Source organism: Galbibacter sp., from assembly GCF_048266365.1.
GTDB lineage: Bacteria > Bacteroidota > Bacteroidia > Flavobacteriales > Flavobacteriaceae > Galbibacter.
Map to the genome: position 1 here is coordinate 45,991 of NZ_JBLWZP010000003.1, position 19,129 is coordinate 65,119.

The following is a 19,129-nucleotide window of genomic DNA, read 5'->3' on the forward strand; positions in this document are numbered from 1 at the left end:
TTTAAAATTAAATCGAAAGATTAATACCAATATTCAATACCTTATTCTGCGGATATTGCAGCGTATTGTCATCAACCACCTCTGGGTCCACCCCATAATCTTTTAGATTATCAAATGAGAAGTAATTATAAGCATTGATATAAAACCGAACCTTTTGAAGTTTAATCTTATCCAATACAACCTGTGGCAAAGAATATCCGAGCTCTAGAGTTCGAATTCTGAAGGAAGTAATATTGTGTAACCAGAATGTTGAATTCCAATTATTTGGATGACTTCCATTGTTATAACGCAATCCTGGGTATTTTCCAGGAACCCATTGACTGTTGGCGTCAAATGGATCAACCCTATGCCAACGGTCTAAGAATATTTCATTGAGTGCACCTTCATTTTGATAAGGTTTCCTACCTTCCCAATTCTGATTCCAAGAATAACCGGATGAACCAGAAAAGTCAGCCGTGAAATCAAAGTTCTTATATCCTAAAGAAAGACTCAATCCATAATTTATTAATGGTTGCCTATTGTTATAACCTATTGGAGTTACATCATATCCATCAATTTTTCCATCACCATTAATATCTTGGTAAATGAGATCTCCAGGGTTCATTGTCTCGTTACCACGCCCGTCGATATCCACAGGGTAATTATCAATTTGTTCTCGGGATTCAAATTGCCCGATTTGAGTGTATCCCCAAAATATATTATTATATCTTCCTTCTGAAGAGCTCCTGTACTGATCATAAGAGTTTCCAAAACGAGGTTTATAACTTTCCAAGAATTTTGTTTTGGTATAGGAAGCATTTCCTGAAACCATAATGCTCAATTCGCCTATGTTCCCATAGTAAGACAACATGAATTCTGAGCCGTACACCGCATCACTATTCACATTTTCATCAGGAAGTGAATATCCCAGCTCATTGGGTACCAAAATATCATATTTTCGCCCTCTGAGTCCGGTTCGTTTTCTATAGAAATAATCGAAAGACCCCGTTAGTCTATTGTCAAACAGTCCAAAATCAAATCCAATATCGGTAATAGCACTTTCAAACCAACTGATATTATTGATAGGCTGTCCTTTATCCCTACTTGGAATAATGGCTTCTCCGTCTATAATAACAGGAGTTCCGCCGTTTGGATCATAGAGGTAACCCGGAATATAATCAAAGGGACCGATCCCCACATTGTCATCACCTAAAACACCATAAGAGGCTCTAATTTTAAAATCATTCAGTACAAAATTATCACCGAGCCAATTTTGCATAAAAGGCTCCTCGGTAATACGCCATCCACCTGATATTGAAGGGAATATACCTATACGTTTATTGGGTGCAAATTTCCAAGATGCATCCCTTCGAACAGAAGAGTTTAGGTAATATTTATCTTTATAATTATAAGTGAAGTTTCCGACATACCCAATACGTGCCTCTTCATAATTACTATCATCATAGGTATCCATATCAGGAAAATAGATAAGAGGGAGTACATTAGTTTTAGGAACAGAATGTACCCATTGGGTTTGTTCATTGATTTCCATACGTTCAATTAAGAACATTGCGGTTATCTTGTGATCCTCATCAATCGTTGTTTGATAGTTGGCTGAACCTTGGAAAACATTTTGAATTTTCTTATGTGTTCTTCGTTCTCTCCAAGGGTTTGTACTACCACCTGTAACGGTATAAGTATCCTCCTCCGGACGATATGTGTAGGCTTCATAGGTGTACTCGTGACCATTCATCACTTGGTCAGCAATATAATAAGAATACATCCCTTTTAACTTTAAACCTGGTATGAATCCTAAATCGTATTCAGCATTAAAATTTGACTGTAACACTCTCCATATGTCCTCACTGTACCCTCCTATTTTAAAATTATGAAGTCCCCAGTTGGTTTCATTATGGCCTATATCGTTCAAATATTCTGGATTATCATTTGCATAGGGACGCTCAAATGGTCGGTTTCTCAAGATGGCAAACCTTGGCAACCAATAGTCATCAGCACCAGGGATACCAGGGTTTTTACGTTTCTCGATTCTACCATTTAATTGAACTCCTACTTTAAGGTTATCCGTAATCTGAGCATCGACATTACTCTGAATGTTTGTTCTATCAAAGGTAAATTCATCGCCAAACACAGCTTCTTGATTCAATTTGGTAAACGACAAATAATAATTGATCTTTTCAGATCCCCCTGTTGCGTTAATGTTAACATTTGACACCGGAGCATTTTTCTTCACAATGAAATCTCTCCAATTAAAAGACTGATAACCATACTCTTCGCCGATTTTATATTTTTCTAATTCTTCAGGCGTTATCGATGTTGATCCAAATTCATTTACCTCAGCCTCCGCCTTACCAAGCATCCACTGATAGGAATCATTTACCGCTTCAGGAAAACGAGTCCAATTTTGCCAACCCGTATAGGCGTCAATATTCACTGTACTACGTGCACCTTTCCTCCCCTTCTTGGTGGTAACCACCACAACACCGTTAGCGGCGCGAGAACCATAGATCGCAGCTGAACCATCCTTTAGAACACTAATACTTTCTATATCATTAGGTGAAAGGTTGTTAAACTGTCCGGCATCCTGTTGTACACCGTCGATAACATATAATGGATTACCCATATTCCTGATCTCAATATTTGCAGAGGCACCAGGACGACCATCCGGCATTCTAAAACTAACACCAGGTAGTTTACCTGCAAGTCCAGTACTTACCGTACTACCTCCATGGACTTTTTCTAAATCACTACTGGTAATAGTGGAAATTGCAGCAGTTAAATCCTTTTTTTCAATAGAAGAATACCCTACTACAATTACTTCATCCAAGGCGGCGACATCTTCAAGAAGCTCAACATCTAGTACGACACGCCCATTGGTTGCAACCTCTTCGGATTTGAATCCTATAGAACTAAAAACCAGAATGGCATCAGAGGTGGCTTCAATGGTGTACTTCCCATCAAAATCAGTAGTAGCTCCTTGTTGTGTCCCTTTAACCAAAACGGTTACATAAGGAATAGGAACACCGTCCTTTTTTCCCTTAACAGTACCACTAATAACATGCGGATCTTGGCCAAAACCATAGACCATACCCATGAGAAAGCATACTGCTGTAAGGGTCATTTGTCTCAAACATTTTTTAAATTTTGTTTTCATCGAATCTCATTTTTGAAAGTTTTAAAGTTTAGTTAGTGTTAAATAGCAACAAATCATCTTATGAATACTTGCCAGTGATTAAATAAAAGTAAAAACCACTTTAATTAAATTTTGCAAAAAAGAGAGGTTGATTTATGACTTTATCAACGCTTTAAGACAAGCAATGTAAAATCAAAAAAAATACCCCGTGAAAAATGATGATTTGCTATTATCAAATTAGGTCAATTAAATACTTTTATTGGCGTACATTTTGTTTCAATATTTCATCCAAACGTTGCAAATTCTAAAGTTTCGTTAAATACTAATACGTTTTAGTACATTTTGTATACACATGAAACAAATTGAATACCAGGCACTTGAATTATTTTCAACTTTTGAAGGCAAAATCACAACTCCAATGGCCAGAGGATTTGGTTATCGATTAATTTAAAACTACATTTGACCCGTAGACTTTAGGGGTGCCAATCCAATTTGGCTGAGAAATTACCCTTTGAACCTGATTCAGGCTAGTACCTGCGAAGGAAAAAGTTCGATAATTCATATTTGGATTTAGTGTAAAACTATCGCTAAATCCAATATGATAAACTTTTCTTCGGGATTCATCCCTTGTGTTTACAGCTATTAAAATCAAAACGATATGATAACTGTGAATGTAAACAATCAAAATCACTCCTTTAGTGAACCTGTAAAGCTGCTAGAACTACTTGAGCAACTCGGCATAAAGAATTCTGGGATTGCTGTAGCTATAGACAATCAAGTTATTTCCAAAACCCTATGGGCCACAACTCCACTTATAAATGGAAATAATGTCTTAATCATTCAGGCTGCACAAGGAGGATGATACCTTTTGTTGGTTTCACAACTAAAAACTAATTCAAAATAATCATTATTATGAAAGAACAACTAACACCCTCTTCGCAAGGAATCAGCAGAGAACCATTTCCGAACTCACAAAAGGTTTACATCCAAGGACAACTTCATAAAGGAATCAGAGTGCCTATGCGAGAAATAAGTTTAGATGACAGCGTTGATCATTTTAACAACTCACGTACACCCAATGAGCCAGTACTAGTGTATGATACCAGTGGTCCTTACACAGATCCAACGCATGAAATCGATATTCATCGAGGATTAGACCCGATCCGCCAATCCTGGATTTCGGCTCGGGAAGATGTCCAACTATTGGGCAGCTTATCATCTGAATATGGTAGAGAGCGCGCAGAAAATGAAAAATTGGACAACCTTAGATTCCAAAACATTCGCAAACCATTAAAGGCTAAGCCTGGTGAAAATGTTACCCAACTACATTATGCCCGAAAAGGGATTATAACCGCTGAAATGGAATTTATTGCTATTCGTGAAAATCAAAAAATTCAAGACTTACAAGAAATTCGCAAACAACACCCTGGTGAGGATTTTGGTGCAAGCATCCCTAAGCAGATCACTCCCGAATTCGTTAGAGATGAAGTTGCAAGGGGTCGTGCAGTGATTCCAAGTAATATCAACCATCCTGAGAGTGAACCCATGATTATCGGAAGAAATTTCCTGGTAAAAATCAATGCCAACATCGGAAATTCTGCTGTGAGTTCCTCTATTGAAGAAGAAGTTGAAAAAGCGGTGTGGGCCTGTCGTTGGGGTGCAGATACTATAATGGATCTCTCTACGGGTAAGAATATTCATGAAACACGTGAATGGATTCTTAGAAACGCTCCAGTTCCAATTGGTACCGTGCCTATTTACCAAGCCTTAGAAAAAGTTAATGGCAAAGCAGAAAACCTGAGTTGGGAAATATTTAGAGATACTTTAATTGAACAAGCTGAACAGGGTGTTGATTACTTCACCATACATGCGGGTGTTCGTTTAAAATATGTTCCTCATACCGCCCAAAGACTCACTGGAATAGTCTCCAGAGGTGGTTCTATTATGGCAAAATGGTGCTTGGCTCATCATCAAGAAAACTTTTTATATACCCATTTTGAAGACATTTGTGAAATCATGAAAGCATATGATGTAGCATTCTCTCTAGGGGACGGATTACGACCCGGGAGTATTGCTGATGCTAATGATTATGCTCAGTTTGCCGAACTAGAAACTCTAGGAGAGCTCACTAAAATTGCTTCAAAACACGATGTACAATGCATCATTGAAGGACCAGGTCACATCCCTATGCACATGATTAAAGAAAATATGGAAAAGCAGCTTAAGGAGTGTGATGAGGCTCCCTTTTATACCTTGGGACCACTCACTACGGATATAGCCCCCGGTTACGATCATATTACTAGTGGTATCGGTGCTGCGATGATAGGCTGGTATGGCTGTGCTATGTTGTGCTATGTAACACCCAAAGAACACCTAGGCTTACCCAACAGAGAGGATGTAAAACAAGGTGTAATTACATATAAAATTGCAGCACATGCTGCTGATTTAGCCAAAGGTCATCCAGGAGCACAACATAGGGATAATGCCATGAGTAAAGCTCGATTTGAGTTTCGATGGAATGACCAATTCAATTTAGCTTTAGATCCTGATACCGCAAGAGCATATCACGATGAAACTTTGCCTTCTGAAAACGCCAAGGTAGCGCACTTCTGTTCGATGTGCGGTCCCAATTTCTGTTCGATGAAAATCACACAGGATGTACGACAGTATGCAAAAGAAAATGGTATGGATAGTGAGCAGGCAATTATCCAAGGTATGCAAGAAAAATCAGAAGAATTCAAAGCACAAGGTGGTGAGGTTTATCTCTAATGGAAAAAGATAAAATCATTAAACACCAAATATAATTTAAGTCACCTTTGTTGTTGCTAATCACAAATCAATACAATGTAAAAGATGAAGCGAAAATCATTCAACAAATTGCATCATTTGATTCTTGCATTATTCATGTGCGAAAGCCGCATTACTCCTTGAGCCGAATGAAGAAATGGTTGGATCAATTTTCAATTAAAACCACGCAAAAAATGATGTTGCACCAACATCACCAATTGCATGCAGATTTTCCCATAAGAGGAATTCATCTTAAGGAGTCTCATAAGAATAGTGATATAAGCCTGCCTAAGGAGCCTAAAATAACTTTGTCTGCAGCTTATCATAATGCAGTTGAGGCTCAGCGACAAAGTTGCTATGATTATAGTGTACTAAGTCCAGTTTTTGATTCGATTTCCAAAGCAAACGTAAAGGGTAAAAAATTTAATGTTCAAAATTCGAAAAAGCCAATTATAGCTTTGGGAGGAGTGGATGCGGAAAACATGAAGATAGCCCGTAACCTTGGTTTTCAAGGAGTAGCTGTTTTGGGAAGTATATGGCATAATGAGAACCCTATTGATGCATTTAGAACCATTGAAAAAACGTACCAAAATGTATATGGATAATCCAACAGTTTTAGTAATAGCAGGTTTTGACCCCAGTGGTGGGGCAGGTATTATTGCAGACGCCAAAACCATAGAAACTATAGGTGTACAAAGTGTTTTTGTACAAAGTTGTAATACCGTCCAAAGCACTACAGCATTTCAAAAATGCTATTGGACTGAGGAGACTGTCTTTTGGGAACAACTTGAAGTTTTACTCCACAGTTTTACACCCAAAACTATTAAAATTGGAGTGATTAAAAGCAATGCTTTTTTAGGAACTCTTTTGGGCGTTTTAAAAACAAAGCTACCTATGGCAAAAATTATTTGGGATCCAGTAGTCCGATCCTCAAGCGGCTTTGACTTTCACGATCAAAATCATTTTTTTGAAACAACTGTACCTATGCTAAAAATGATCGATTTAATCACTCCAAACTTTCTTGAGGTTAAACACTTTTCAGCAACCCATGATCTTAACGAGGCCTTAACTTATCTAAGTAAACATTGTAGCGTCTACTTAAAGGGTGGACACAGAAAAGAATTGGGCATGGATGAATTGTATCAGCCTAATAAACAAAAAAAAGTGTACTACCCTACTTATGATAATTGTAGTGAAAAACACGGAAGCGGTTGTGTCCTGTCTTCTGCTATTGCCGCCTATTATGCCTTTAGTGAAGATTGGGAAGAGAGTTGCCGTTTGGCAAAGCTTTATACAGAAAAGTTTTTAGCTTCTAACAACACCCTTTTAGGGAAACATTCAAATAAAATAAAATGAAACAACCTGTTGTATATTACATTAGCCAAGGATCCACAGCTGAGCAGCACCTAGAGCATATAAAAAAAATGGTGGATGCAGGTGCAGACTGGGTACAACTGCGACTAAAAAATACACCAAAAAACCTATGGATTCAAGTAGCCCTTAACGCCAGTGAGTATTGTCGAAAAAGCCAAGTCAAGTTAATTATCAATGACGATGCAGAAATCGCAAAAGCAGTGAATGCAGCGGGAGTCCATTTAGGCAAAGATGACCAAAGTCCAATTGTTGCCAGAAAAATTCTAAACCCGACAATGGTAATTGGTGGAACAGCAAACACTTGGGAGGACTGCAAAGCGCTCATTGATAAAAAGGTAGATTATATTGGACTTGGTCCGTTTCGATACACCACAACTAAGAAAAACTTAAGTCCTGTCCTTGGTCTTGAGTCCTATTACACCATAGTGGAAAAAATGCAACAACAGGCCAACCCTATTCCGATCGTTGCCATTGGCGGTGTCACCCTTAAAGATATTGTCCATTTGCGAGATGCAGGGGTTTGGGGTATCGCCCTTTCGGGTTGTCTACACCGACAGAACAACATCCATCACGCCATTCAAACCATTCAAGAAACTTTTAAATCAGCTCAATCATATGAATACTGAATTGACCATTGCAGGAAAAACTTTCGGTTCACGCTTATTAACGGGTACCGGCAAATTTTCCTCAACGAAAATAATGGAAGAAGCTATTCTAGCCAGCAAAAGTGAACTCGTGACCGTTGCTCTGAAAAGGGTTGATATTCATAATGACCAGGATTCAATTTTACGAAGTTTACAACACGACCAAATTTCACTATTACCAAACACCTCCGGGGTTCGAGATGCTGAAGAAGCCGTCTTCGCAGCACAAATGGCTCGAGAGGCATTAGGAACCAATTGGGTAAAAGTAGAAATACATCCAGATCCAAAATACTTATTACCCGATCCTATTGAAACCCTAAAGGCATGTGAGGCTCTTGTCAAACTAGGTTTTGTTGTAATGCCATATATCCATGCTGATCCAGTTCTTTGTAAACGATTAGAAGATGTCGGCGCGCAATGTGTCATGCCTTTGGGAGCTCCAATTGGGACGAACAAAGGATTAAAGACACTTGACTTTCTTGAAATCATCATCCAACAAAGTAAGGTGCCTGTCATTGTAGATGCTGGAATTGGCAGCCCTTCACATGCCTGTTGGGCTATGGAAATTGGTGCAGATGCCGTCTTAGTTAATACCGCTATTGCGGTTTCAAAAAACCCTGTACAAATGGCTAAGGCCTTTAGAATCGCTGTAGCGGCGGGTCGTATGGCTTATCAGGCTAGACTAGCAAAAATAACGGACACACCGCAAGGAAGTAGTCCTCTAACACAATTTCTTTATGAGTAATTTCAAAAAAGTACTCGATACTTATCATTGGGATGATCAATGGAACAGCATTCAGCAAAAGACCACTTTAGATGTGGAAACTGCTCTTGATGCAAAACATCCGGATCTTGAAGATTTTAAAGCCTTAATCTCTCCAAAGGCAAAAGCATACTTAGAACCCATGGCTCAAAAAAGTAGAGTACTCACTCGAAATCGCTTTGGTAATACCATGCAGATGTACGCCCCCTTGTACCTCAGCAATGAATGCCAGAACATCTGTACCTACTGCGGTTTTAGTCTAACCAATAATATACCAAGGAGAACATTAATTGATCAAGAAATACTTAAGGAGGCAGCATTTTTAAAGAGAAAGGGTTATCAACACATCTTACTAGTAACTGGTGAAGCAAACCAAACAGTAGGTGTAAATTACTTAGAAAACGCCATTGGGCTACTTCAACCCCACTTTGCAAACATTTCCATGGAAGTTCAGCCCTTGGATCAAGACGCTTATGAGTTGCTGATACAAAAAGGATTGTATGCTACGCTAGTTTATCAGGAAACCTACCATCGAGAAACCTATAAAGTACATCATCCCAAAGGAAAGAAATCAAATTTTGACTACCGTCTTGAAACACCAGATCGACTTGCAAAAGCAGGTATTCATAAGATAGGCATTGGCGCATTGTTAGGTTTGGAAGATTGGAGAGCCGACAGTTTTTTCACTGCGCTACATCTGAATTATCTCCAAAAAACTTATTGGAAAACCAGGTATTCCATCTCCTTTCCAAGGTTACGGCCTTTTAGTGGTGGCTTAGAGCCAAAAGTTGAGATGACTGATGCTGATCTTCTACAACTGATCTGTGCTTATAGAATAGTATTTGAGGATGTCGAACTGTCAATATCCACCAGAGAACACGCAAGATTTAGAGATCATATCACACATTTGGGTATCACCTCGATGAGTGCTGAATCTAAAACAAATCCAGGTGGATATGCTGTAGACCCACAGTCTCTTGAACAATTTGAAATTTCTGATGAGCGCAATACCGAAACTATTGCCCAAATGCTCAGAAACAATGGAATTGAACCCGTTTGGAAGGATTGGGAACAACTCCACAGTTAATGTAATCGAAATAAAATTTTGTAATGTTTTTATGTGAATCATGAGAACAAATTACTGTGCCTCATAAATCCTTTTGAAAACACCAGCAAATTCTTCTATAGAAGTTGGCGTGGTGTTTTCATGGTTTCGAGTGTAGAAGCTCGAAACTTCTCCTTGGTTAATCAATTTAGTAAAATCATAGAGTTTTCCCGCTGCACTAGGGCTTACTCCCGTTTGAGTCATCCCAGAAATAAAATCATCTTCCGAAATTTGTAGGTATTTCAAATTAGAAATCTCAAGAGCTTGGCCGTACACCTCAGCGATCTCATTATAGGATAGATCCCTTTGCCCTAGAACATATTCCACGCTTTTTCCTTCAAAATCCAGTGATGTCAAATTTTTAAATGCAGCAGCTATAATATCTCGGGCTGCTATAATGGCGAACTTTATTTCACCATTTTCAGGGCCTGCCATGAAGCCATTGTTCTTTATAGAATGTATTTGAGTCAAGGTATTTTCCATGAAATAGGTGGCTCTAAGGTGTCTTACATTAATATTTGGAACTGCATTAAAAAGCGCCTCCATTTTATGCAACCCTAAAACAACGCCTGTTCCTTTGTCTAAATGTGCCCCAACGCTACTTAGTGTAACGGCATATTTAATACCTTGGCTTACAATAGCATTCCTGATCGCAGTGGCATGGGCAACTTGAGTGGCCGTATAATCCTCAGCTTGTAAATCTATAGGCAAAAGTACATAGGCCGCATCGGCTCCCGAAAATACGCCTTTTAAGAAATTCTCATCAAGGTTATCCCCTATAAAAATGTCTCCACCTTTTTGTTTTAATTCCTCTGCTTTCTCTGCTTCACGGCAAACAATTCTAACTTTATTACCGCTTTCTAATAATTTCAAACCAAGGGATTTTCCAGTTTTACCGGTACCTCCCAAAATAACGTATGTTTTCATGTCTTTTTTTATACCGAAGTTAAAGGTATTTAACGTAATTACCCCGTATAGATTAAAAATTAAAGTCCGATTTCAAGGGCTGAGATGAAAGGGCAAACTTTAACTACACTTAAATAATCACTACTTATATCTTTAAGAGAAATACTTCTAGAACCAAAAAAAAGCTCCCAAAACTGAGAGCTCTTTTATAATCTATATTTTTAATTGTCAATTAATCTTGAATGGTATTTATTACCTTTTGATTAATACTTCTAACTTTTTCTATATCCATTTTGTCAACCTTTCTGTCATAGGTCATAAATCCATTAACCTCTCCTTCAACATCGGTAGTTTGAGTGTAAATAGCTCCAGAGAAACCAGATTTTACAAGTTCTATTAATTCTTTGGCATAAGCAATGTATTGATCTGTGGTCTGTTTGGAATTTTTGAACTTCACATATCCCCAGTTATTTTCTGTATTCCAAAGATGCCCCTTTAATGGTAATCCTATTCCACCATATTCTCCTAGGACGTTCACGCGATTGGCATCGTACAAATACAATTCAGGTCCTGGATAATTATGAAGATCTAAAATATCACCGGTCTGGAAATGATTCCCACCACTGGCTGAGTTGATCAGTCTGGACGGATCGTAATTCTGAGTCCACTCGGTGATTTCTACAGTCTTAAATTGACCCCAAGCTTCGTTAAACGGCACCCAAACTACAATACTAGGATAGGAATATAAATAATCCATAATATCCTTCCATTCCTTTCTATAAATGGCCTCTGACTCAGCGGATCTTTTTAACTCGTTAGCATCAAAATATTTTCTCATCTGCCAGATTGGAGCATCATCACCATTAGGCATATCCTGCCATACTAAAATTCCGAGCTCATCACAATGAGTATACCATCTAGCAGGTTCAACTTTTACGTGTTTACGGATCATATTAAATCCAAGTTCTTTAGTTTTTACAATATCATATTTCAAAGCTTCATCCGTTGGAGCTGTATATAAGCCATCAGGCCACCATCCTTGATCTAAAGGACCAAATTGAAAGTAATCTTTATTGTTTAACTGCATTCTAACGATTCCATGCTCATCACGTTTCTTTGATATTTTACGCATTGCAAAATAACTTTCCACCTGATCTACCGTTACGCCTTCACTTATCAGTTTAACAGTCATACGATATAAGAATGGTGATTCAGGACTCCATAGCTTCTGGTTAGCTATTGGAATTTCCAATGCCTGTGTTGCATTTGATTTTGAAACAGAAATAACCTTGTCACCATCCTTAACAGTAACCTCAACGATATCACCATAGGTGGTATTTTCCAAGATAGGATCAACGGTTACCAAGTTCTTATCTATATTTGGAGTTGTTCTAAGATTTTGGATATGCTTTTCACTTACTGGTTCTAGCCAAACAGTTTGCCATATGCCAGTAACGGGCGTATACCAAATACCTTCAGGATTTTTAACTTGTTTTCCTCTAGGTTGCGGTCCTTCGCTAGTTGGATCCCAAACTTTTACTACAAGATTTTGATTGGACTCTCCCAGGAAAGGAGTGATGTCAAATGAAAATGGTGTATATCCCCCGGTATGAGAACCTACCTTAATATCATTGATCCAAATTTCGGACTTCCAATCTACCGCACCAAAATGCAGTATGATTTGCTTTCCATCCCAATCTGCCGGTACCTCAAAATTAGTTTCATACCAAAGTTCATTTTCATGTCCAACGCGTTTGCCTACTCCGGACAAGCTTGATTCCACAGCAAAAGGCACTAATATTTTTCCATCCGATTTTGAAGGCTTTTGTTGCCCAACTGCTTGTATTGAATAGTCCCAAAGCCCGTTCAAATTCTTCCACTGCTCCCTTTCTATGATTGGTCTGGGATACTCTGGTAAAACAGAATTAACATCAATTTGTTCCGCCCATTTGGTTTTAATTTTATCCCCTACAGGTTTCCAATTTTGGGCGTTAAAACTCAAGGTTGTAAGAAGCATTGTGACAATGACACCAAACTTCTTTAGGTGTGTGTGCTGTATCATATTTAAAGCATTAAATTTTAGTAAATCGGGAAATCAATTAATGACAAATTCTATCCTTAAAACCGACGCCCCTTTTCAAATATCAACTCCAAAGAGAATAAATAACATTAAAGAGTAGCAATCCTTTTGTTTCAATGTTTCGATTTTATCATTCAAAATCACAATATACACAGCCTTTACAGCCATTATGAACAATTTTGATCACATTATACCCAAAGGTTAGATTTTTTGAAGGAATTAATCTTAGCCTTACTTAAGTTTTAAAATTATTCGGAATGATTTTCAACCAAAGTAATTCCTTTAGCCATATTCCACGCATAAATGACCACCACTAAGAAGCACAGCGCAGGTAATACAAACGAAAAGTTCACCTCAGAAACACCAAGAATTTTTATATCAGCAACGCCGACACCCCCCAAATCTATAATCATACCTTGAAATTGAGGAAGTAATGCTCCTCCAACAATAGCCATGACAAGTCCTGCTGCACCAATTTTAGCTTCCTCCTCCTTTAATCCATCAAGGGCAATACCATAAATGGTTGGGAACATAATGGACAGGAATAATGAAATACACACCAAGGCATACAATCCTGGTACTCCTGCAACAAAGACGGTAACCAAAGCACATAACATCCCTGCAATTGCAAAATACATCAGCAATTTCGTAGAGCTCATAAATTTTAATAAATAAGTTCCTATAATTCTTCCAATGGTGAAAAGTATAAAGGCCAATAGTTGATAATTTGCAGCGATACTAGCAGAAATCCCTATACCTTCCGCATACTGATAAATATAGGTCCAGCTCATGATCTGAGCTCCCATATACATCACTAAAGAAAGTACGCCATAGGCATAACGTTTATTTTTTATCAATGAGGCAAAGGTACTTTTCAAACTCACAATACCATCTTGATCTCTTGCTTGGGGCATTTTGCTAATGAAGATAACCACAAGCACTGCCAATACTACTAACCCAAGGATCACATAAGGATCCCTGATAACCATCAAATCCGAAGTACGGATTAGTACTTTTTTGGCCTCATCCAAGGCACCGAAATTCTCGTAATCATCCGATTGTAGCTGATCTAGGACAAAGAACTTAGCAACTAACAATCCTACAACTAATCCTACTGGATTAAAAGCTTGGGCCAAATTTAGGCGGCGTATTGCAGTCTTAGGATGACCCATAGCCAAAATATAGGGATTAGCCGTGGTTTCAAGAAAAGCCAACCCAAAGGTCAACACATAAAGTCCCAAACAGAAAAACCAAAATTCTTCAGTCACAGTCGCCGGATAAAATAATAAAGCTCCGAAGGCATAAAGTGAAAGTCCAACTATGATTCCATATTTATAGTTGTATTTTCGAACGAATAAGGCCGCTGGTAAGGCCATACAAAAATACCCTCCATAGAAGGCCATTTGTACCCAGGCTGCCTGTGAATTGGTGAGTTCCAAAACTTTTTTAAAAGCCTGAACCATAGGGTCAGTCACAGCATTGGCAAAGCCCCAAAGCGCAAATAAAGATGTAATCAAGATAAAGGGGACTATTAATTTCTTCTCGACTACTGGTATTTTAAAGTTGGTGTTCATCTATTGTATGCATTAAATATTAGGTAATTTATCTTTGATCTTATTCCAAAAATTGGGGTTAAAAGTATGGCTGGCACCAATAATGTTCGCTTGATCCGTATGATCTATAATTTTAATCTGTATGTGCAAACCATTGTCGACTAATTTATGTTCAAGATTTTCCAAAAACAATTGCGAGGATTTTGCGATACTTCCACCAATTATTAAAAGATCGGGATCAAATGCTTTTAAATATGGAGTTGTAAAGGCTACAAAATTCTCTGTAAATTTGTCAAACAACCACTGTACCTCTGGTCCGTTGAGTTCTACTAAGTCTTTGACGCCGCCCGAGATGCTTTGACCAAATTCATTTTCAAATTCTTGAATAAACCAGCGTGTAGAAAAGTAATCATCAGCAATGCTGTCTTTAAATTTTTTATCCCATAAACAACCGTTCTCAGGAACATGATTCGCGTGGATTAAAGGGTATTCATCCTCAAAAAATGCGGCACCAAAACCTGTTCCTAGAGTAAGTGCTAAAACCTTGCTTTTGGTGTCAAATCCTCCAGTTAACATACTGCCGATTCCAAATGACGAAGCATCATTGAAGAATCGCAATTGTAAATTCTTATCATGTAAATACTTTGGTAATTCGGCTACAACTGATATACCATACAAGGATTCAAACTTATCGTTTACCTCGAACATTGCGATCCCCTCTTTGTAACGAAATGGTCCTGGCATGGCAAATCCGATCCCAACAGGCTCTTTGTCTTCTAGTAGACTTAGTGTCTTGTTAATACAGTCTGCCCAACACTGAAGTATGACCTGCTTTTCTGCTTTAGAATTGACGCTTTGTTGACAATACGTTTGTTCTATAATCTCGCTAGTGGTTAATTCAACTGCCGCACACGAAATGTGACTTCCTCCTATATCTACTCCAATGGCTATTGGCATGCTATTCTTAATTTTAGAATTGCTGTAGTATTACAACAGCTTATTGTTTGATTTAATTTCTGCTTTATCTATTTTGTTTCTATAGAAATTGAACCGCCTTCTACAAACAAGCTATGTGGGATAAAGTACCCATCAATGGGCGCATCGTTTACCAGTATGCCCTTTAAGGATCTAGACTTCATATCATTAGAAATCTTCAACTCTTGTTCTTGCCCTTTATGCACTATAATTTGATCGAAAATTGGAACGCTTACTAAATACTCCGTATCCGCCGGTGAGAATGGATACAATCCCATGGCACTACAAACATACCAGCTTGACATTTCACCTGCATCATCCATTCCACTAAGTGCCAATCCTTCAGTGCCTATACCATAAAAATCACTTAGAATAGTATCTATAATTTTTTGAGACTTTTCAGGCTTATCCACAAAGTAATAGGCAAATGGAGCCTCGTGATCCGGCTGATTTCCATGGCAGTATTGGCCTATGAAGCTGGATACATTTCTGGCGATGTGGTCAGGATTCCATTTCAAACTAAACAAGGAGTCCAATTTGGCCTCAAAGCTCTGATCACTACCATACAACGATTTCAAACCTTCCATATCATGTGGAACATAAAAGGATAACTGCCAAGCATTGGCCTCCCTGTACATATATTCATAATATGGATATTGAGGATTAAAAGGTGTTATCCAAGAACCATCTTCCAATTTCCCTCGCATAAAATTGGTCTTTGTATCAAAAACATTTTTATAGTTTTTTGACCTTTTCATTAGATCCTGGTAATGTGTAGTGTCCTTTAATTCTTTTGCAAGTAGAGCCAATGCGTAATCATCATAAGCGTATTCCAAGGTTTTAGAAACACCGGCTTTTCCTTTGGTCTCTACATGAGGGTTTTCAATATCTGGGTCAGCAATAAATCCTTCACTGATATATTCTTCAATAAATGGTCTTGTTCCCCCCTCTTTATAGGCATTGTTAAGCAATAGTTGATAGGCCTTGTCAACATCAAAATCCTTGATTCCCCTAAGATAGGATCCACTGATAAATGGCGCCGCATGATCTCCGTGGAAAAACGTTGGTATGAACCCACTATGACTACCTCGATCCACCAGAGACTTGATAATATCGTTACAAAGTTCAGGATCCAAAATCTCTAACAACACTAATTTGTTGCGATAGGTATCCCAAAAGGAAGGATTGGTATAATACCGATGTCCTTTATTGACAATGGAATCTTTTTCATTACGGAAATCTCCGTTAGAATCGCTACGTAATGCAGGCCATAAAAAGGTTCTGTAAAGTGAGGTATAAAAAAGTGTTTTCTCTTTTTTAGATCCTCCCTTAACGGCGATTTTAGATAGTAGATCGTTCCATACGGATTCCCCGCTTTCTCGAACCTCTTCTAGGGTGCGTGTCCCAATTTCCTTGGCTAAGTTTTCTTTAGCATTTTCAATACTCACAAAAGATAAGCCGATACGAAGTACAACAGTGGTGGTAGACTCCCCTATATTTAATAGGGTATAGCCTTTACTTTTGCCTTCATTATTTTTCTGAAGGCTTGTAATAGGAGTATTCAAATTCGCATAAAAATAAATGCGCTCTCTTCCCATTTGCTGAAAACCAGCCACAGCACTATCTCCAATTTTTTCAAGTTCCCAACGATCAACATGATTGTTGGCAGTTCCTAAATCAAATAGGATCTTAGGCTTGTCTTGAGCTTCAAAGGTATATTTATGAATTCCTGCTCTGAGTGTAGAACTGAGTTCCACATTCACCTTATAATCCTCAAGATAAACTTGATAATATGCCGCTGAAGCCTTTTCATTGGAATGCTTAAAAGAGGACTTATAGGGATAAGAAGCCTTTTCACCAGAAATGGGAAGTATAGGAATATTACAAAAATTCCAGTGCCCTTTGTTAGTGTGTGTAAATCCAAGAATTTCAGTATCCTCATATTGATACCCTGCTCCTGTACTATAGGCTGTTATTGGACTCAGTTGTACCATTGCATTTGGCAAGGATGAACCAGGATAAACTAGACCTGCCCATACGCGCCAGTCCTTTGGAGGTGTATATCCTATTTGCTCAGGATCCGTTAAGGGAGCCGTCCCTATGAATGGATTCACATACTCGGTGTATGAAACATTTGTTTCGGGTGTTTGTGTAACTGACTTAGGCTGCTCTTGACAGCTAAATTGACCTAAGAGCACACTAAATAAACCGATTGTTCCACATATTTTGGACAAATAGTTGACAACGGTAGTTGACGTAAAGGCAGTAAAGGCTAATTTCATTATAGTAATTTTGGGTTTTCGTTATAGGTTTTCCAAAGCAATTCCCCAAATAAGGTGTTTGCCCAAGCAAACCATGATCTACTAAATTGTGTAGGATCATCCTTATGAAAAGATTCGTGCATAAATCCTGTATTACCATCCGTGTTTTTAAGACTTGTTATGCAGGCTTTTATTTCTTCTGGATCTGAACTAGTGAGTGCCTTAATACTTAAAGACATCGGCCATATCATATCCATTCCCACATGAGGTCCACCGATCCCTTGACCTGCTTTTCCTTTAAAGAAGAATGGATTATCAAGTGACCACACAAAATTTCGGGTATTTTTATAAATAGGATCTTCAGCTTCTACAGCACCAAGGTATGGTAAGGATAACAAACTTGGCACATTGGCATCGTCCATCAGAAGATGATTTCCATAGCCATCGATTTCAAATGCGTATATAGGACCATAATTAGGGTGCTCAACGATAGCATGTTTTTCTAAAGCTAGAGCCACCTCTTTACTAAGATCCAAAAGTTGTTTTGCCAAGGCGGTATCATTGTGTAACTCTTCAACCATCTCCGCCGCCTGTTTAAGGCTTATAACTGCAAAGAAATTAGAAGGAATTAAAAATGAAAACACCGTAGCATCATCGCTTGGTCGAAAAGCGGAACTGATTAGTCCGACTGGTTTAACTGGGTAGCCATAACCTTTTAACGCCCTTGTATCAGTAGCATGAGGCGTTGTCCTCATAAAGGAATATGGACCTGGACCATCCTTTTGTTGTTGGTCTATAAAGGTCTGTAAAATTAAAGCTATAGCACTTTTCCATTGTTGATCAAAAGGCGAGGTATCTCCTGTATTTTTCCAATAGTGATACGCCAATCGAATCGGGTAACAAAGTGAATCTATTTCATATTTTCGTTCATGGACTCCAGGTTGCATTTGAGTCAAATCACTAGCCCACTCCCCTTCTTTAGTAGGATCGTCATAAAATGCATTAGCATAAGGATCCTTAATTATATATTTCGTTTGTCGATTGATAACCCCGGCAATTAAGTTTTTTAAATCCTTATCCTGATCTGTAAATGCCATATAAGGCCAGACCTGAGCCGAGCTATCGCGCAGCCACATGGCATCGATATCTCCAGTAATTACGTAGGTATCAGGCTTGCCGTCTATCTCCTTATATGTAACAGTAGTGTCCAGTGTATTTGGAAAACAATTATTAAACAACCATACCAATTTTGGGTCTTTGACCTTTTTGGAGAATTCCTTTATGGCCTTTTCAATTACTTTACTTTTGAAATTCCGCTCGCCTTCGGGAGTTCTTACTGTTGGGAAATCAAGTCTAGTAGAAGCCGTAAGCTCCATTGGGTTTATAAATGCAAGGCTTGAAGCCATAGTAGCGTTTTGAATAAAAGTTCTTCGTTTCATAATAATTGCTGTTCTGGTTGTTCGTCCATTAATTTAATTATAATTTCAAATATACATTACTAAATCGTTTTAGCAAATATATTATTCTTTTTCTTTTATTAAATGGTGTTAT

At 38.2% G+C, this 19,129-nt stretch carries 14 protein-coding genes and 1 riboswitch; of the genes, 7 read left to right on the forward strand and 7 right to left on the reverse strand.

The genetic code is table 11. From position 1 onward, the window contains the following. Positions 1 to 7: 7 nt before the first annotated feature. Complete coding sequence (locus ACN0TV_RS05810; RefSeq protein ID WP_417361029.1) at positions 8 to 3,151, reverse strand: SusC/RagA family TonB-linked outer membrane protein; 3,144 nt, start codon at positions 3,149 to 3,151, stop codon at positions 8 to 10. Between the two features lie 444 nt (positions 3,152 to 3,595). After that, positions 3,596 to 3,692: riboswitch (TPP riboswitch) on the forward strand. A 96-nt stretch (positions 3,693 to 3,788) separates the two neighbouring features. Here ACN0TV_RS05810 and thiS point away from each other — a divergent pair. From thiS to thiH, 7 genes are read left to right on the forward strand one after another with little or no spacing between them, the layout of a single operon-like run. Further along, positions 3,789 to 3,992, forward strand: a complete 204-nt coding sequence (gene thiS, locus ACN0TV_RS05815) for a sulfur carrier protein ThiS (protein ID WP_417361031.1) — start codon at positions 3,789 to 3,791, stop codon at positions 3,990 to 3,992. A 50-nt stretch (positions 3,993 to 4,042) separates the two neighbouring features. Next, positions 4,043 to 5,899, forward strand: a complete 1,857-nt coding sequence (gene thiC, locus ACN0TV_RS05820; protein ID WP_417361033.1) for a phosphomethylpyrimidine synthase ThiC — start codon at positions 4,043 to 4,045, stop codon at positions 5,897 to 5,899. 50 nt (positions 5,900 to 5,949) lie between these two features. Further along, entirely contained in the window at positions 5,950 to 6,522 is a 573-nt protein-coding gene (locus ACN0TV_RS05825; RefSeq protein ID WP_417361035.1) for a thiamine phosphate synthase, read from the forward strand. Beyond that, entirely contained in the window at positions 6,515 to 7,273 is a 759-nt protein-coding gene (locus ACN0TV_RS05830; protein ID WP_417361037.1) for a bifunctional hydroxymethylpyrimidine kinase/phosphomethylpyrimidine kinase, read from the forward strand. The genes ACN0TV_RS05825 and ACN0TV_RS05830 overlap by 8 nt, the downstream gene beginning before the upstream one ends. Beyond that, positions 7,270 to 7,917 carry a thiamine phosphate synthase gene (gene thiE, locus ACN0TV_RS05835; protein ID WP_417361039.1) on the forward strand — a complete coding sequence of 216 codons (648 nt, stop codon included), beginning with the start codon at positions 7,270 to 7,272 and terminating at the stop codon, positions 7,915 to 7,917. The genes ACN0TV_RS05830 and thiE overlap by 4 nt, the downstream gene beginning before the upstream one ends. Continuing rightward, positions 7,907 to 8,680, forward strand: coding sequence for a thiazole synthase (locus ACN0TV_RS05840; protein WP_417361041.1), 774 nt, complete (start codon positions 7,907 to 7,909; stop codon positions 8,678 to 8,680). The genes thiE and ACN0TV_RS05840 overlap by 11 nt, the downstream gene beginning before the upstream one ends. Continuing rightward, positions 8,673 to 9,785 (forward strand): 2-iminoacetate synthase ThiH, encoded by a 1,113-nt coding sequence (gene thiH / locus ACN0TV_RS05845; protein WP_417361043.1) that lies wholly within the window; start codon positions 8,673 to 8,675, stop codon positions 9,783 to 9,785. Before ACN0TV_RS05840 ends, thiH begins: the two co-directional genes overlap by 8 nt. A gap of 51 nt (positions 9,786 to 9,836) precedes the next feature. Here thiH and ACN0TV_RS05850 read toward each other — a convergent pair whose 3' ends face one another. The 6 genes from ACN0TV_RS05850 to ACN0TV_RS05875 form a co-directional block, all read right to left on the reverse strand. Beyond that, positions 9,837 to 10,730 carry an NmrA family NAD(P)-binding protein gene (locus tag ACN0TV_RS05850; protein WP_417361045.1) on the reverse strand — a complete coding sequence of 298 codons (894 nt, stop codon included), beginning with the start codon at positions 10,728 to 10,730 and terminating at the stop codon, positions 9,837 to 9,839. 211 nt (positions 10,731 to 10,941) lie between these two features. Next, a complete protein-coding gene (locus tag ACN0TV_RS05855) occupies positions 10,942 to 12,771 on the reverse strand; it encodes a glycoside hydrolase family 2 protein (RefSeq protein ID WP_417361047.1) in 1,830 nt (609 codons plus the stop codon). A 266-nt stretch (positions 12,772 to 13,037) separates the two neighbouring features. Then, positions 13,038 to 14,363 carry an L-fucose:H+ symporter permease gene (fucP, locus tag ACN0TV_RS05860; RefSeq protein ID WP_417361048.1) on the reverse strand — a complete coding sequence of 442 codons (1,326 nt, stop codon included), beginning with the start codon at positions 14,361 to 14,363 and terminating at the stop codon, positions 13,038 to 13,040. A gap of 12 nt (positions 14,364 to 14,375) precedes the next feature. Then, positions 14,376 to 15,299 carry an ROK family protein gene (locus ACN0TV_RS05865; RefSeq protein WP_417361050.1) on the reverse strand — a complete coding sequence of 308 codons (924 nt, stop codon included), beginning with the start codon at positions 15,297 to 15,299 and terminating at the stop codon, positions 14,376 to 14,378. 68 nt (positions 15,300 to 15,367) lie between these two features. After that, positions 15,368 to 17,599 carry a GH92 family glycosyl hydrolase gene (locus tag ACN0TV_RS05870; RefSeq protein ID WP_417361052.1) on the reverse strand — a complete coding sequence of 744 codons (2,232 nt, stop codon included), beginning with the start codon at positions 17,597 to 17,599 and terminating at the stop codon, positions 15,368 to 15,370. Then, positions 17,599 to 19,017, reverse strand: a complete 1,419-nt coding sequence (locus ACN0TV_RS05875; RefSeq protein ID WP_417361054.1) for a glycoside hydrolase family 125 protein — start codon at positions 19,015 to 19,017, stop codon at positions 17,599 to 17,601. The genes ACN0TV_RS05870 and ACN0TV_RS05875 overlap by 1 nt, the downstream gene beginning before the upstream one ends. Positions 19,018 to 19,129: the final 112 nt, after the last annotated feature.